The 14,048-nt window shown below is 68.1% G+C and carries 12 protein-coding genes; 2 read left to right on the forward strand and 10 right to left on the reverse strand.

Going from position 1 to position 14,048, the window contains the following annotated elements; genetic code table 11:
* Window positions 1-27: 27 nt before the first annotated feature.
* The 3 genes from ACIA8R_RS33755 to ACIA8R_RS33765 all read right to left on the reverse strand — a co-directional run bounded on the left by ACIA8R_RS33755 (window position 28) and on the right by ACIA8R_RS33765 (window position 3,110).
* Window positions 28-504: a hypothetical protein gene (locus ACIA8R_RS33755; protein ID WP_397041988.1), complete on the reverse strand. Its 477-nt coding sequence runs from the start codon at window positions 502-504 to the stop codon at window positions 28-30.
* Between the two features lie 141 nt (window positions 505-645).
* Complete coding sequence (locus tag ACIA8R_RS33760) at window positions 646-1,650, reverse strand: DUF932 domain-containing protein (protein ID WP_397041989.1); 1,005 nt, start codon at window positions 1,648-1,650, stop codon at window positions 646-648.
* A 269-nt stretch (window positions 1,651-1,919) separates the two neighbouring features.
* Window positions 1,920-3,110 carry a hypothetical protein gene (locus ACIA8R_RS33765; RefSeq protein WP_397041990.1) on the reverse strand — a complete coding sequence of 397 codons (1,191 nt, stop codon included), beginning with the start codon at window positions 3,108-3,110 and terminating at the stop codon, window positions 1,920-1,922.
* Window positions 3,111-3,525: 415 nt separating this feature from the next.
* Here ACIA8R_RS33765 and ACIA8R_RS33770 point away from each other — a divergent pair, with 415 nt between their 5' ends.
* Window positions 3,526-4,302 carry a hypothetical protein gene (locus tag ACIA8R_RS33770; RefSeq protein WP_397041991.1) on the forward strand — a complete coding sequence of 259 codons (777 nt, stop codon included), beginning with the start codon at window positions 3,526-3,528 and terminating at the stop codon, window positions 4,300-4,302.
* A 1,618-nt stretch (window positions 4,303-5,920) separates the two neighbouring features.
* On the opposite strand, the gene ACIA8R_RS33775 is transcribed toward ACIA8R_RS33770, so the two are convergent.
* Window positions 5,921-6,496, reverse strand: a complete 576-nt coding sequence (locus tag ACIA8R_RS33775) for an ATP-binding protein (protein WP_397041992.1) — start codon at window positions 6,494-6,496, stop codon at window positions 5,921-5,923.
* A 283-nt stretch (window positions 6,497-6,779) separates the two neighbouring features.
* Between ACIA8R_RS33775 and ACIA8R_RS33780 the strand changes: the two genes are divergently transcribed.
* Complete coding sequence (locus ACIA8R_RS33780; RefSeq protein ID WP_397041993.1) at window positions 6,780-7,202, forward strand: helix-turn-helix domain-containing protein; 423 nt, start codon at window positions 6,780-6,782, stop codon at window positions 7,200-7,202.
* Here ACIA8R_RS33780 and ACIA8R_RS33785 read toward each other — a convergent pair.
* The 6 genes from ACIA8R_RS33785 to ACIA8R_RS33810 all read right to left on the reverse strand — a co-directional run bounded on the left by ACIA8R_RS33785 (window position 7,192) and on the right by ACIA8R_RS33810 (window position 14,035).
* Window positions 7,192-8,160: a BTAD domain-containing putative transcriptional regulator gene (locus tag ACIA8R_RS33785; RefSeq protein ID WP_397041994.1), complete on the reverse strand. Its 969-nt coding sequence runs from the start codon at window positions 8,158-8,160 to the stop codon at window positions 7,192-7,194. The genes ACIA8R_RS33780 and ACIA8R_RS33785 overlap by 11 nt on opposite strands.
* A gap of 1,563 nt (window positions 8,161-9,723) precedes the next feature.
* Complete coding sequence (locus ACIA8R_RS33790) at window positions 9,724-10,110, reverse strand: SSI family serine proteinase inhibitor (protein ID WP_397041995.1); 387 nt, start codon at window positions 10,108-10,110, stop codon at window positions 9,724-9,726.
* 1,165 nt (window positions 10,111-11,275) lie between these two features.
* Window positions 11,276-11,527, reverse strand: coding sequence for a hypothetical protein (locus tag ACIA8R_RS33795; protein ID WP_397041996.1), 252 nt, complete (start codon window positions 11,525-11,527; stop codon window positions 11,276-11,278).
* A 150-nt stretch (window positions 11,528-11,677) separates the two neighbouring features.
* Window positions 11,678-12,217 carry a DUF6624 domain-containing protein gene (locus tag ACIA8R_RS33800; RefSeq protein WP_397041997.1) on the reverse strand — a complete coding sequence of 180 codons (540 nt, stop codon included), beginning with the start codon at window positions 12,215-12,217 and terminating at the stop codon, window positions 11,678-11,680.
* A 28-nt stretch (window positions 12,218-12,245) separates the two neighbouring features.
* Window positions 12,246-12,899, reverse strand: a complete 654-nt coding sequence (locus ACIA8R_RS33805) for a 3'-5' exonuclease (protein WP_397041998.1) — start codon at window positions 12,897-12,899, stop codon at window positions 12,246-12,248.
* Complete coding sequence (locus tag ACIA8R_RS33810) at window positions 12,896-14,035, reverse strand: hypothetical protein (protein WP_397041999.1); 1,140 nt, start codon at window positions 14,033-14,035, stop codon at window positions 12,896-12,898. Before ACIA8R_RS33810 ends, ACIA8R_RS33805 begins: the two co-directional genes overlap by 4 nt.
* Window positions 14,036-14,048 lie beyond the last annotated feature (13 nt).

Consider the following 14,048-nt stretch of genomic DNA (forward strand, 5'->3'; position numbering starts at 1 on the left):
TGCGGACAGCGGGTGTCAGCCGCACTGTCACAGCAGGTACTCCTTGGCCGAAGCCCCAGACTCCGCAACGGCGGGCGTTGCTGCATGAGTGGCGGGGCCGTCAGCCGGGTGGGCGTCTCGTGCGGGCGGTGGGGTGAGTGCGTCGGCGAGATTCTGGGTGGCGTCCAGGAAGGCACGCGCGCCGCCTCGGCGGGACTCGGCCATCGCCAGGGCGAACAACCCGCCGTTGGTCAGCGGGCGAGCGTTGATCAGCAGGTCCTGTGCACGTTGCCGGACGATCTCCAGCGCGGTCGCGCCGTCGACGGTCTCCTCGCGGCCGTGGGTGAGGTCGGCGACCTGCTGCCACCACGACATCCGCTGGTAGGCGTAGGCGATACGGCCCAGGTCCTTGTCGCGCAACGTGCCTTCGTCGTCGAGGGAGGCGATGCGGTTGAGGGCCTCGCCGAGCTCATGCCGGGTGAGACAGGCGTTGTGCAGGACTAGGTCTTCGAGTCGTCCCATCATGAACTCCTTGAATCGCGGTTGATGGGTTCTGAGAGCGGGCGTCCGATCCTGCGTAGCCCGGGGCACGGGGACGCAGGGCCGTGGTTCTGGCGGCGGTTCCGGTACGGCCCCGCGCTGCGGGCCGTACCGGAACCGTCGCTGTCAGGCGGTGGCCAGGAGGCGGAATGCGCGGGCCTTGATCTTGGCGTTGTCGTGGTCATCGAGCAGGGCACGCTCCGCGCGCACCGTGGCTACATCGCGGCTGCCGAACACCGGGCTCTTGTGGTCCAGCCGCTCGGTCACCGCGTTGTAGGCGGCCCAGCGGGTGTTACGGATCGGCTCCTGGGTGGGGGCCTGCGCGAACAGGTACTCCAGCTCGCGCATGGTCAGGTCGTGATTGCGCTTGGCCAGCTCCTTGGCGTCGGCGGGGAGTGGGTGGAGCCGGGTGGCGAACTGACGGAACTCCTTGACGTCCATCGGGACCGCGAGCAGCTTCTCGGCCTCGGCGGCGAACGCCTCACCGTGCTTCCACGTGAGTTTCAGCGCCTCGCGCGCCTCGGCGATGCGTCCGGCCACGTTGCCGGTATGCCGGACGGTGAACTTCGATGCGTGGTTGGCCAGCGCTGCCCGTTCGGTGTTGGCGCACACCACCCGTACCGGGGTCGCGACCGTTGTGAACGCGCCCCACCCGTCATGCCGGGAGAACGCCGCCATGTAGAGGTCGATCTGGTCGAACCCGCCGACCATGAGCGGCTCGGGCAGGCGCATGGTGACGAACACGCGCCGCCCGTTGTTCAGCGATCCGCCGGTGTCGAAGATCGCCCCTGACTCATCTACGAGAGTCTGGAGAAAGTCGGTGACGTCCTCGTTCTGCAGGACCTGATACTCCTTACCGACGCGGCCGAGCCGTTCCGGTCGGCCGGTGACCGGGTTGGTACGGACGACCAGGAAGTCCTCGTCCGTGACGACCGGCTGGCCGGTGACGGGGTCGGTGACCTGACCGACCGGCACCTTGCGCACGTTCCACCCGGCGAGCTGGGCGTGGGACAGGAGCTCCTCGGCGGTCATCGGGCCGGGCGCGGTGTAGCCGAGCCCGTGCCAGCCGGGCTTGCCTGCGGCGGCGAATCCGGCCGAACCGTCGGCGAAGATCTCGATCTCGTGAGCCATGACAGTGCCTTTCTGATGTGAGGTTCTGATGTGCGGGCACGCGGAACAGACGCGATGCCGCGATGGGTGTTGTCAGTGGGGGTCCCGCCCCGGCCCCGTGCGGGCCGGTGTGCCGGTGATCAGTGGGTGAGGGACGTTGGTCCGGCGCGGGGCCGGGGCCGTGCTCGGGCGCGTTGCGGGCCGGTGCGGGCGGTCCGGTAGGGGTGTGTCCCGCCCGCACGGGGCCGAGGTGGGCGGGCTGGTAAGGGCGGCCCGCCCAACCTCGGGCTTCAGGCCGCGTCGTCGTTCACGTCGGTGTCGGTGTCGGTGTCGTGGGTGTAGGCGGGTGCGGCGAGGGTGGGCTTGGCGGTGGGGGCGAGGCCGAACCGGCGGGGCCGCTCACATGTCAGCACCGCCTCGCCGAGGCTGACCAGCCGGTCCAGGGCGTTGGCCACCGCACCGGACGAACGGTTGATGACCTTCCCGATCTCGTAGGGGGTGAAGTCCTTGTCGGGGAACTCGCTCAGGTGTGCGTACACCAGGTCCCGCAACGCACCCGGCCGAACCGCGTCCCCCGCGCCCGCGCCGCCACCGGCCCCCGGACGGGACGCCGACACCGGACGGGCCGGGGCGGCGGTGCCGGTCAGCGCCGCCCGCGCGTTGCGGTGTGCCGAGGCGACCTTGGTCATTGCCATTTCCAGGCACCCCAACGCCATCACGGCGTTGCCCTCCTCGTTCGCCGAAATCACCCCGCCGAACAGGTTGACCAGTTCCGCCAGTTCCGCCCGTGCCCGCGCCCACGCCGGGTCATCCGCCACAGGCTCGCGCGCGTCGAGGTCGCCGTCCGTCCCGTCCGGATCCTCCCCGGGCGCCTCATCGGCGATCAGGTCCTCCTCACCGATCGGTTCATCCGCCGATGCCGGATCAGCCGAATCGATCACGACCGAAAGCTCCTCTTCCGGCTCGGGCACCGCGCCAACATCCGGGATGTCGGCATCCGTGCCGGGTGCGGCGATCGCCTCGGGCTCGGCGTCCGGCGTCTCAGGGGCCGGGGCGGGCGCGTCGGCGGCACCGGTCGGCTCCGCGTCGGCGTCGGTGGCCGTAGCGGCGTCGGCGTCGGCGTCGGAGATGATCGGAAACCACCGGTCAGCCGCCCGCCCGCGCCCACCCTCGCTCACGCCCGGCTCACGCCGCGCCCGGCCGTCCGCCTCGAACTGGTTGAGGATCTTGCCCGCCGCCATCCGGCTCAGACCCGCCGCCGCCCCGATCGCAGTGGCCGACCCGCCCGGCTCGGCGTTCAGCGCCGCCCACACCGCCATTTCGCGCCCGTCGGCGTCCGTCGCGGGGTCAGCGTCCGGGGCGGCGGTCGCGGGGCTGTCAGGGGCCGTCAGGGGCGCGGTAGCAACCGTTCCGATAACGGCGACTTCCGCACCAGCGGCGACGGTTTCGGTAGCAGTCATTTCCGGGGTGTGAATAGCCATTGCGTGATGCCCTTTCCGGTCGAATTCCCGACCCCGTCCGGGCCGGTGTTTTTCGTTTGCGTCACGACCATCCCTCGCCAATAACCCGGATGGCAAGCCGATCCGGCATCAAATAATGTCACCGCGACGGCTGGAGAGGCTGACCTAACAAAACAAGCGCTGATCTGCGAAAACATCTTGCGAGAAGGTCGCCGGATCGACTTGACATTCCGGGCCGGCCCGACTCTTCACACAACAAGAAGACGACGGCGAACGATGCCGTATTACCCGAATAACCGCACGAAAGAATCTGCGAGATGAACACGAATCCCGGTTGACATCAGTACGGAAACGAGCGTCCATGGAATTAGGCGGGAAACGCCGCTAGAACACCGCCCCGGAATAACGCCGGGCCACAGGAAAGGGCACACCACAGATGACGCACACCGACCTCGGAACTGGCAACGGGAACGGCACCGCCGCCCGCCGCACCGTCGAACCCGCGCACGCCCGCGCCCTCGCCGACCATGGCCCCGGATGGGCGATCATGTGGGACGACCGCCACGATAACCCCGTCATCGCCCGCCCGGAACGCGGGGACGACGGCACCCTGCTGGAAATCTGTGCCTACGAGCACATGTTCGGCCTCGGCGGGGATTGCGACACCTGCGACGACGCCCACACCTGTGAGGCATGCATGCCGGGCGGGCAACCCGACTTCGAGGCGATCGCCGCCCACATGACCGACATCCTCGGCGACTACTACCTCAGCCGCGCCGACATCGCCGCGTACATGCCCCTCACGCTGCCCTACACCCGCGCCCTGCGGGCCTACGGCTACCAGCGCCACCTTCAGGGCAGCCGCCGCCCCGGCAGCCGCTCCCCCCGTATCTATGACACCTACAGTCAGGAGTACCGTTCGCCTGAAGGCCACCGTGTCGAGGTGAACATCCCGCTGACCGCGCCCGACCCCGCCCACGGGGACGCGCCCGCGCCGCCGCTCACGATCCGATGGATCTACCTCGGCCGCATCGCCTCCGGCGGCACCTACCCGCGCACGGATCTCCGCGCCGACATCCCGCCCGCTGACGTGGCCGCGATGATCGCCACGCACGTGGACATCCACCCGCCCGCCGTTCCGGATTCCGTCCCGGACGCCACCGCAGGCGGCGCGGACGGGCCTGACAGCGCCGCCACACCCGCCCGCGTCTAACCCCTACCCCCGGCAACGCAACCGGCCCCGGCACCACCCTGCGGCGGTACCGGGGCCGCGCGTTTGCCCCAGCCGCTCAGCCCACGTCGAAGAACCCGTGCCCGGTCGCGTCATCCAACGCCGCCAATCCCAAACACCCCACCCCGCACGGTTGCCGCGCCCGCGTCGCACCCGCCACACGCCCGCGCCGGGTCGGCCGGACAGAAGATGTCGATCATGCCGTCAGGCAACGCGGACGGGTCCGCCACAGAGCGGGCCCGGTTCAATATCACCGACGAAGGCACTGCTCCCCGCACAGGACGAGGTCACCGCGAGGCCGGCCCGCGGCCAGGCCGCTGGCCGGCAACTGCTGATGGAAGAAGGGTAGGGCGGGGCGCAGAAGCGGAACGAGAGAAGACAAAATGATGGTGCAGGCACCCGCGAGAACGCGCGCACACATATTCAATGGAGTCGTCTATAGGCGATTCGGGGCGGCCAGCGCAACAGCCGAGACCCGCATGACGTGAGCGCACGGCACACCATTGGATGTCGCGCTCTCAGCGGCAACACCGGACGCGACAACAAAACGCGACACCGGATGCGACACCGAACAACGTCCAGTTTTTGAGTCCGCAACAGTGAACGCGACACCCACACTTCCAGGCTCACTCTTGCGCTCGGCGGTGGGTTCGCCTCGCCCCTTACGCGAGGCGAACCCACAGGGCCGCCGCCAGGGCCGCCAGTGCACCCCTCCGTGCCGGAGGGGCGGACCGGTATCAACACCCACCTGCACCCCAGGTGTCAAGCCCGCCCCGCACCCACGGCCGGACGCGGCCCGCAACCTATGCCGCGATGCCGCCAGCCAACTTCGGGGGCCTGGACCGGACACGGCGATGACGACGTCGAGCACCTTCCTCCGGCCCGGCTCGGCGGGCCGGAGGAGTCGATTCCCCCGCTCGCGGGTCTGGCCGTGACCGGTCACGCCGCCGACCCCATGGCCACCATCCACCCTGCCGCCGCGCCACCCGCGCCCCATCAGCGCCCGCGACCGCCCACGTGCCCGTCACCGACCGCTCCGCCGCCATCACGCCCAACGGCGGCGCATCGGCCGTCCACGGACCGCTCATCCCCGCAGCGACCCCACCACCCACACTGTCCGCACCCGCCTCCGCGCCGGGTGCGGACGCCGAGGCCAACAGCGGCGGCACGCTAGAGGGTGCTCCGTTGAGCAACTCGGCCAATCTCGCCAGGGGGCAGACCCCAAGCACTCGGTGCTCGACCAGGCCAGCGAGCTGCGATCCTGACTCGACAACCGGCTGGGCCGGGATCGGCGGCAAGGCATGCCGCAGTGCCTGCGGCCCGGTGGCACTGATCATCACCTGCTTGCCGCGCAGCGCCAGCCACCGGTAGCCCACCACCAGGAAGGCCCAGTCAGGCCAGCCCCGGCGTAGCGCGGCGAGTGCATGCCGCGCCCACGGCTCCTGCCCGTAAGCGGACACTTGGTCCGCCTTCGACCTCAACTCCTCTCCCGCAGCGCCGCGGAAGGGTCCAGCCCGACACCCCTCCTGACGGCTAGAACCGGGTCTAGCGGCCGATGGCAGTCCCAGAACGCCACTCGGCTCCTCCACCCGGTCACCTGTCACGTCATCCGAGGAGGGTCCGGCAGCCCCTCCATCAGGGAGAGCTCCGCCCACACCGCGTGCCCGGTCGCCGCATTACCCGCCACCCCGGTGCGGTCCGCCAACTCTGCCACCGCGGCCAGCCCCCGGCCGTCCTCGGCAGTCTCCGGTATCGAGCCAGGCGTCTGAGAAAAGTCCGGGACCGGGCCGCCACCCAGGTCATAGACCACGATCCGCACCGACTCCGCCCCGCGCAGCACCTCGACCACGAAGAACCCCCACTCTCGACCCGAGAAGGAGTGCCGCAGCGCATTGCTGACCAGCTCGGCCGTCACCCACCGAGCATCGTCGGCCCGCCCGGTGTCGGCCAGGAGCTGCCCGACCCTCCGGCGGGCGGCAGCCGACTGATCCGCCCTCCCGGCGAACGCCCGCCGCCAGGCCACCCCGGCCCACAACCGCGAGGAATGGAACGTCGACATCACCAGCCCCGGCGCCAGATCCGGGAACTCCTCCATCAACGACGGCTGCTGACAGCCTCGCGGAATGAGGGCGTCGACCGCCTCGCCCGAGATCGCGTGCTGCGTGAGCTTGTCCATGCGGAGCTATCCCTTCCGGTCACGCCCCCGGCCGATCCAGGAGCGGCCAGCACGATCATCCACCTCGCCGCCCGTATCACACCCCCAACCCCACCACACCTGCACCGCACCCCCGACCTGCGGCAACACCGGTACTCCCGCCGCCCACACCCGGCGGACCACTCGGCGATCACCCCACGTCCAGACTGGAGCCCCTCCACCAAGCCCACCTACCGTCCCCCAACCCGAAACCCAACGGGCCCGCCACGCGCAACCGCACGCAAACGCGAAGGGACACCAGGCCATGTCCGGCACCGGATACCAAACCCTGCTCGACTGCCGACGCCGCAGCCGCTACCTACGCCAGCACGGCTTCACCACCGACCAGATCGCCGTCATCCTCGGCCTGGACCACCCCGCCACCCCACTACGCCTCTACCGATATGCCGCCGGGCTCACCGCAGCACAGACGGTCGACGCCTTCCATCGCCTCGCCCGCACCGACGGCACAGGACTGCGCGAGTCTCGCCTGTATGACTACGAGAACTGGCCACAAGCGGGCCGGCGCCCCTCGGTCTTCACCTTGCGCCTGCTGGCCCGCATCTACGGCACTCGCCCCGCGCACCTCATCACGAGCGACGCTCTGGTCACCTACTCGCAGCGCGACCAGCACATCATCCGCCACCTCGGGTGCATCGACAGCTCCCGAGACACGCCTAGCGGATGAGCCGTTCGTGCATCTGCCGAGCCTGCGCGCTCGGCACCGCGTCGATCTCCGCCATCCGTTCCTTCAACAGCTCAAACGTCCGCTGAACCGCGTGCAGGCGCCCCAGCTCACCCTGGATCGACATCAGCAGGCACCACAGCACCTCGCTGTGTGGATCGACACGCTCCACTGCCAGCCGTAGTACGTCCACCGCTCGGTCCGGGTCCTCCGTCCGCGCCAGTTCGGCGAAGCGCTCGGCAGCGTTCACCGCCTGCCGCTGTGCCGCTTGCCGCAGTGGAAGCACCCAAAGATCATCACGTCCAGCCAGCAACGGCCCCCGATACAGGGCCAGCATCTCCTGCAGGGCAGCCAGTCGGGCGGCCCTCCCCTCCACGGTGCCCGTTCGGACGAAGGCGGACTCGAACCGCCACAAGTCCACATCGAAGTAGGCGGCCGCCAGTTGCCTCTGCTGTCTTACCTTCACCACGAACTTCACGCCGACCCCCAGGCCGGATGCCTGCCGCATCACCTGGTTGAGCTGCCGAACCGCCGACTCCAGCAGGCGACCGCCACGATCATCGTCGCCAGGCCACAGCGTGTCGATGATGCCCTGCGTCGACATGCCTTCCCGCGTGGCCGACAGCAACGCGAACAAATCAGAGGCCTCTGCCCGGCCGAAGGAGAGCTCCGAGTCACCGTACGACAGCCGCAGTGCTCCCAGCACTTCGGCCTTCGCCTTTCCACGGGCCGCGACGAACTGCGATGCCACCAGCGCCGCGGAGGAAGAAGCTGCCGGCGCCTCGGTCGCTGAAATGCCCGTCTCACCTGCGTCTTTCTTGGCCTTGCCCGACCGAGGCGCATCGACATCGGCCTCTTCTACAGCCTTCTCTTCCGTTTGCCCGATGCGGAAACCTCCGACGACGAACCCCGCCACGGCCGCGTCGATCTCCGGTGCCGTCACATCGGCAGCAGCCACCATGTCGTGGCCTTGCCCGCTCTCAAGGGGGTGCGCAGTAGACCCAGCCTGGGAGGCCGGAAGCGCGGTACCCGGTCGAAGTCGTCGACGGATGATCAGCGCGGCTCCCAGCAGCATGACCAGCAGCCCGAACGCCAGCGCGGTTCCAAGTGGTCGCCTCACCTCAGATGTGGTGCCGGCAGGGTTGGCCGATACATCTTCTGCACCGCCGCCCGCTGCAGGCAAGAGAGGCGATCGTGACACCGAGGGCGATGGGGAGGGCAGCGGCGGAGTACCTGGCTTCATTCGCGCGTGACGCCGATGCGAAGGCGCGCGGTTGTCCTGATCGTGCCTGCGATGAACTCGCCTGATGGTGTCATTTCGGCTCGGAACAGGCTTCGACGGACGATCTGGCCGTGGGACCGTCTCCCGCCGCTTGCGCGGCTCGTCTCTGCCCGGCTCGTCTGCTCCGTGTTGCCTGCTCGGCACAGGCGCAGGTACGGGCACAGGCGTTGGCCGGGGACGCTTCTTTCTGGAGGGCGAGCTCTTCGGTATGGATTGCGCCTGTGGCCCCGGTGCTGGTGCTGGTGCCGTCAATCTTGGTACCCGCTGAGTCTCGGCCATCCGCCTTCCGAGATCGACTGGCCGACCCTCCGCCAGATCCCCGCGGACCAACGCGCACAGCTTCTCGACGTCGAACATCTGGCGTGCCTGCTCGGAGACATATTCGGTCGGACAAGCGGGATCTGCATGGGCCAAGGCCATGCTTGGTTCACTCAGCAATTCAAACGTCAATGCACCCGCGATAATAATTCGACCCAAAAGCTCGGAAGCCTCGCTCTTCCGGTCATTTGTAAGGCATTCCCGAATCACCAGATTCCTCCAGAGGGGTTTGTCTACGTCAAGGATGTACCACCACACCCCTCGCATGACGACAAGGAAACGGAATGCGCATCACAAAGACTTGAAGCCGCGCCGAACCCCGCGCTCGTCGGCTCTTATTCCAGTACCCCGACGCTCAGCCCTACAGCATGACCTGCGAGCCGATGAGCACGCCGCAGGCAAGGTGATCGCACTGCTAATCTGCACCGACCTTCAGGGCACGCCATACGCTTTCGAGGTCACTTATCTGAAGCACCTCGGCAAGCGCATAATAGGAGGGGAGATAGCGTGGGGCGCGCATATGCGCTACGCACAACGGTGGAAGGGAACACCTCCTTGAGTTGAAGGTGCCGCCTGCGCCACCGGGCAGGACGCCTCGGCGACCGAGCAGCCGGAGTCGTCAAATGCCCTTAGTACACGAGGGCTGTACCGCGTCATCGCCGTCAGGCATGCGCTGCCAGGCGCTAGAACCGCCGCCCTCGCCATCAAGAGAGCGACGTACGCAGGTTGTTGCCCGTCTCGGGTTCCATAACCTGGCCACCACGGCCTGGACGTCCTGCAGGGGCTAACCTCTCCCCGTTCTCGCCAGCCGGCGGGAACTGGGAAACCGCCGTAGCATCTGGCACTATCGACCGTTGCGGGGTAAGCGCACGCGCGATCTCCGACTCAACCGTTCAACAGGTCGGTCCAGGCGTGCAAGCCCTTTCAGAAGAGGAAGATTGCACCCGTCTTAGCGTAAAGCTCACAAACATTGGGAAAGGTCTTCTGCCAGCTGATTGACCGATCTTGCCACATGCCATTCATCGTCGCCGTGACCGAGCCTTGCCCCTCGGGGCACCGACGGGGCGGACGGCTGGGGAGACGGTCGAAGTCTCCGTCGACGGCATCGATGGAGGCACATGCAGCCTCGCCGTACGGGTGCCCCTGCGTCGGATTCGGACATTGCACGTAGACGGCCCTCATCGTGGTGCCTCCATGGGCCGTAATGGAGAGGAAGACCGCGTTCGGCCGGGCAGCACCGTAGGCCGGGATGGCTGCGAGGACGAGACCAGCACAAAGACCGACATTGGCGGCCAGCAGAGGCAGGCGCATCGACGCTCCAAACACTCGGCGACTTAAAGTAGTTGTAAGGCTACAGTAAGTGCTTGCATCGAGTCTGGTATCTACTGGGTAAGCCTCGCGAGACTGAATCGCTTCTCCTTCGACGAGGGGCGTCCGCGAAGCCGACCCATCCACCTCACCCCTCCCCGAATCCGTCGCCCAGGGGGTGTCCTGGCGAGACACGGCCGCTCGCAGACACACCCAAGATCAGCTCGACGATCACTGGCGAAGCGACCCGACAGAGACGCAGCGACGCGCACGAGATGGCAGCGTCACGGGTCCTCAATGGACGGCCAAAGCCGAGCGGATGTCCACGGAGTCGCAGCTACGCTACGCTCCGTAACGATCAAGAGCATCGGAGATCAAGGACATGCCTGACATCGGCCCGCGAGTGCGTGGCGTTCGCATCCGGACTCTGCTTCTAGGAGGCGGAGCTGCTGCCGTAATAACCGCCGCGATAGCGCTGAGCGGCGCCGGAACAGCCCACCCCAACGACCAGCGAGGCTCTGCACCTCAAGCCGTGGACGCTCGGCCAGCCGTCGCCGGCCACGATGCCGCCAGGCCGGCTCCGCTAGAGCACAAGGCCAGCGCCTCATCCGCTCTCCGCGCACCGGTGTCACTCGCCCTCCCCCACAAAACTTCCGACCGAGATGAGAGGACGAGCAGCGCCAAGGAGAGGAGCACGGCCAGAACCCGTGCACACTTGCCTGAGCCGCACCGTCGCCACGGGCTTCCGCACTCAACAGCGACAGCCGGTCCCGCAGCCGACCGCCACCCATCGAGGCCGAGCAGCCAGGCAAAACGCGTAGCGGGCGACCCACGCCCACCCTCATGGGACCTGTCCAGTTGGGGTATCAGCCCATCGATGATCGGCACGAGATGCGACGAGTTGTTCCCACCTCGCGCACGCGAGTACCGGCTACGCAATATCGCATGCCACCACGTCTTCAACTGATTCACCGAGGACATTCCGCTTGATCGCCTCACAGCAGTAATCGTTCCTCTATTCCATGAGCGCACGGTGCCAAGCAGCACGCGCCAGGCCTGAGGCGGGTGGGGCGGGTCGGCCAGCAACGACGGTCCGGCGGTGCGGCAGCCGAGGCGGCTGTCAGCATGCCGGGACCGCGGTGAGGCGTGCGCAACGGCACCGCCGCGTTCAGCTTGCGTCGTCAGCAGGCTGGGGCCGACCTTGCAGACTCGTCTCGGCGACCTTCGCCCCGCGGAAGAGCTGGACGGCCTGCAGCATCTCGGCCTGGAGCGAGCGGGCGCTGATCGAGCTGGTCGGCACGCCTGAGGTGTCGTGCTTGGTCGTGACGGTGTTCTGGGCTGAGTGGGCGTCGGCCAGGGGTGCCTCGGGAGCGAACAGGTGGCGGCGAACCTTCGCGAAGGCCGCTTCTACCTGTGGCAATTTGAGTCGTGCCTCGCTCGATGAGTCTGGCGACCATGGCGGACCGCGGGTGATCCGGAGACTGCTGTAGGGAGGCGGCGTCGGCGGTTATCGGACAACGCTACTTTCGCTCATCGACGGGGTCAGGCGGCCGGCGAGTACGGCAGGCGGTCATGGCAGTTCGCGGGGCTGTTCTTGAGGCATGTCGTACTGCTCGTGCATGTGCTGGTCGTACTCGGCGTGCGGGCCAAGCCCCATCTGAGCGCGCCGCTGGTCCAGATGCTCGGCGTCCTCAATGGGACGCGGCTGCAGTCGTCCGTCAGGTTCGTGATATTGCGTGCCGTACAGCTGCGGGCGCCCCTCGGCGACATAGACCCGGTCGGTCAGATACGCGACATCGGGGAGCGCGGCCTGCCCGGCTGCGGCAGCAGCCTGCAGCAGTTCCAGGCAGCGGCGTTGGAAGACGACGTCGTGGTCAGCGTGCTGCGCGAGTAGCCAGGCAGCCTTGCTGGCGTCGTCGCCGACGAGATCGCGGCCCGGCCAGCCATGTTCAGCAATGACGTCCTTCAGGAAGCGAGTGTTGTCGTGGTCGACCTGCTCCCATTCCTGCCAGGCCTGTTCGGTCATCGGCTGCCCGAGGGGAGTGGCCGTACGGACGGCTTGATCGCGTTCCATGCGCCGCAGCAGCTCGTCGCGGAGCGCAAGGTTCATGCGGACCTCCTCTTGGGCAGGGCGGCCGTCAGACATCGAGCGCGACCTGCTCGACCTCAGCCATGCGGGATGCCTTGCCGAGTAGGGGTACCCCGGCGAGGCGGGTCAGTTCCTCCATTGTGGGGGAAGTAGTGCTGGGCAGGTCCTCGATCAGTGAGGGCAGCAACAGGGCTGCCCCGACCGCGTCCCAGAGGGCGCGGTGCGGGCGGCTGGCGGGGACGAGCTGGTGGACTTGGGCGTTGAGGGCATACTTCTCCAGCAGCCGGACCAGATTCCAGCGTCGGCTCGCAGGGTGACCGTGACGGTAAAGCTGGGCGGTATCGATCAAGGCCGATGGCTGGGCTTCGGGCACGAGACGGCGCAGCAGCCGCCAGTCCACGCCGATGTTGTGCCCGACGATGATCCGCGCGTCGAGACGATCAACGATCTCAGCACGGATGTCGTCCAAGGCGGGCGCGGTGAACAGGATGTCGCCAGTGAGTTCCCGGGCGATCCATGGGCGGGGCGCGACCATGCGGCCCGGGTTGACCGTGGTGTCCCAGGCAGCGGTCATGTCCGGGAAGCCGCCGTCCAGCGGGACGATCGCGATCTCCAGGATCTGCTCGCGGTCACGATCCTGGCCGCCGGTGCCTTCCAGGTCGAGGGCCACAAGCGGCGCGGTGGTCCAAGGCTGACGCGTCACGTCTCCTCCAAAGAGGTCGGGCGGGGGTACACAGTTGTGGCGAGCAGGTTCCGCAGGCGCTGCTCGGCGTGCTCCACCCTCTCGACGAGGGCTTTGAGATGGACGTCCGGGATGCTCCCGGTACCGAGCGCCGCGGCGGCGATCACGGCGACGAGGTCCTCGTGCTGCTGGCCTGTCATGCGGGAGCGCATCGCCGGGTTGGCGAGGACATCGCGGGCGGCGTAGGCATCGGTGGAGGCGACGTCGATGACGGCGGCGGCCAGCTGGGCGCCGCTCGGCTGGCCTTGGTTAGCCGTCACGTCAAGAGCGGTCAAGGCGAGGCGAGCCCGGAACGCCGCTGTGGTCGGCTCCTGGGCGGCGACCAGGCTGTACGTCTGCGCGAGCACGTGCTCGACCTCGTCCTGCGAGGTGGCTGTGGTGCCGGGGCGGATGGCGATGCGCAGGAGCGACGCCACGACCGTCTCCCATGGCTCGGCTGGCACCGTGGAGTCGATCAGCGCGGTCGCCTCCGCCGGGCGTCCCTGCTCCAGCAGGGCCATGATCTTGAGCTGGCGGCCGTCGAGCAGCCGGTCACCGATACCACGGTGGGATGCCATCGCGTCGGCGGCCTCACTCCAGCGGCCCTGTTGGGCCAGGGCGCGGGCCCCGTCGATGAGCAGCGCGACCCACAGCTCCGTGCACACCGCACCGTGGTCGTCGTGGGTGCGGGTCAGGGGCGACAGGTCGACGTCATGTCCATGGATCACAGTAGCGGCGCGCTGCTGGGCCGCACGGTAGAGCTGATCGAGCAGCTCGTAGGCGCCTTCGCCGTCGCCTTCGCGAATCAGTAGCCGGCCGAGGTTGATCAGCGGCATCAGCGACATGACGGCGATCTCCCGGTCGAGATTCCCAGCCTCGGCGAATACCCGGTGCTGCCTCCAGCACAGATCGGCAGCCATCTCGGGCAGGGCGGCGTCGGAGGCGATGAGCGCGGAGATGTTGAGGACCCCGCAGGCGCGGGCCACCAGGTCATGGCGGCCAGCGCCTGCGGGTTCGATGCTCAGCGAGGTGAGATCGGCGATGCGCTCCGCCAACGGCTTGCCGGGCGGTTTGGTGCGGCAGACCAGCGGGATACGGGCGGCGATCGCCGGGTTCATCACGACGCTGACT

This window comes from Nonomuraea sp. NPDC051191 (assembly GCF_044455665.1).
Taxonomy (GTDB): domain Bacteria; phylum Actinomycetota; class Actinomycetes; order Streptosporangiales; family Streptosporangiaceae; genus Nonomuraea.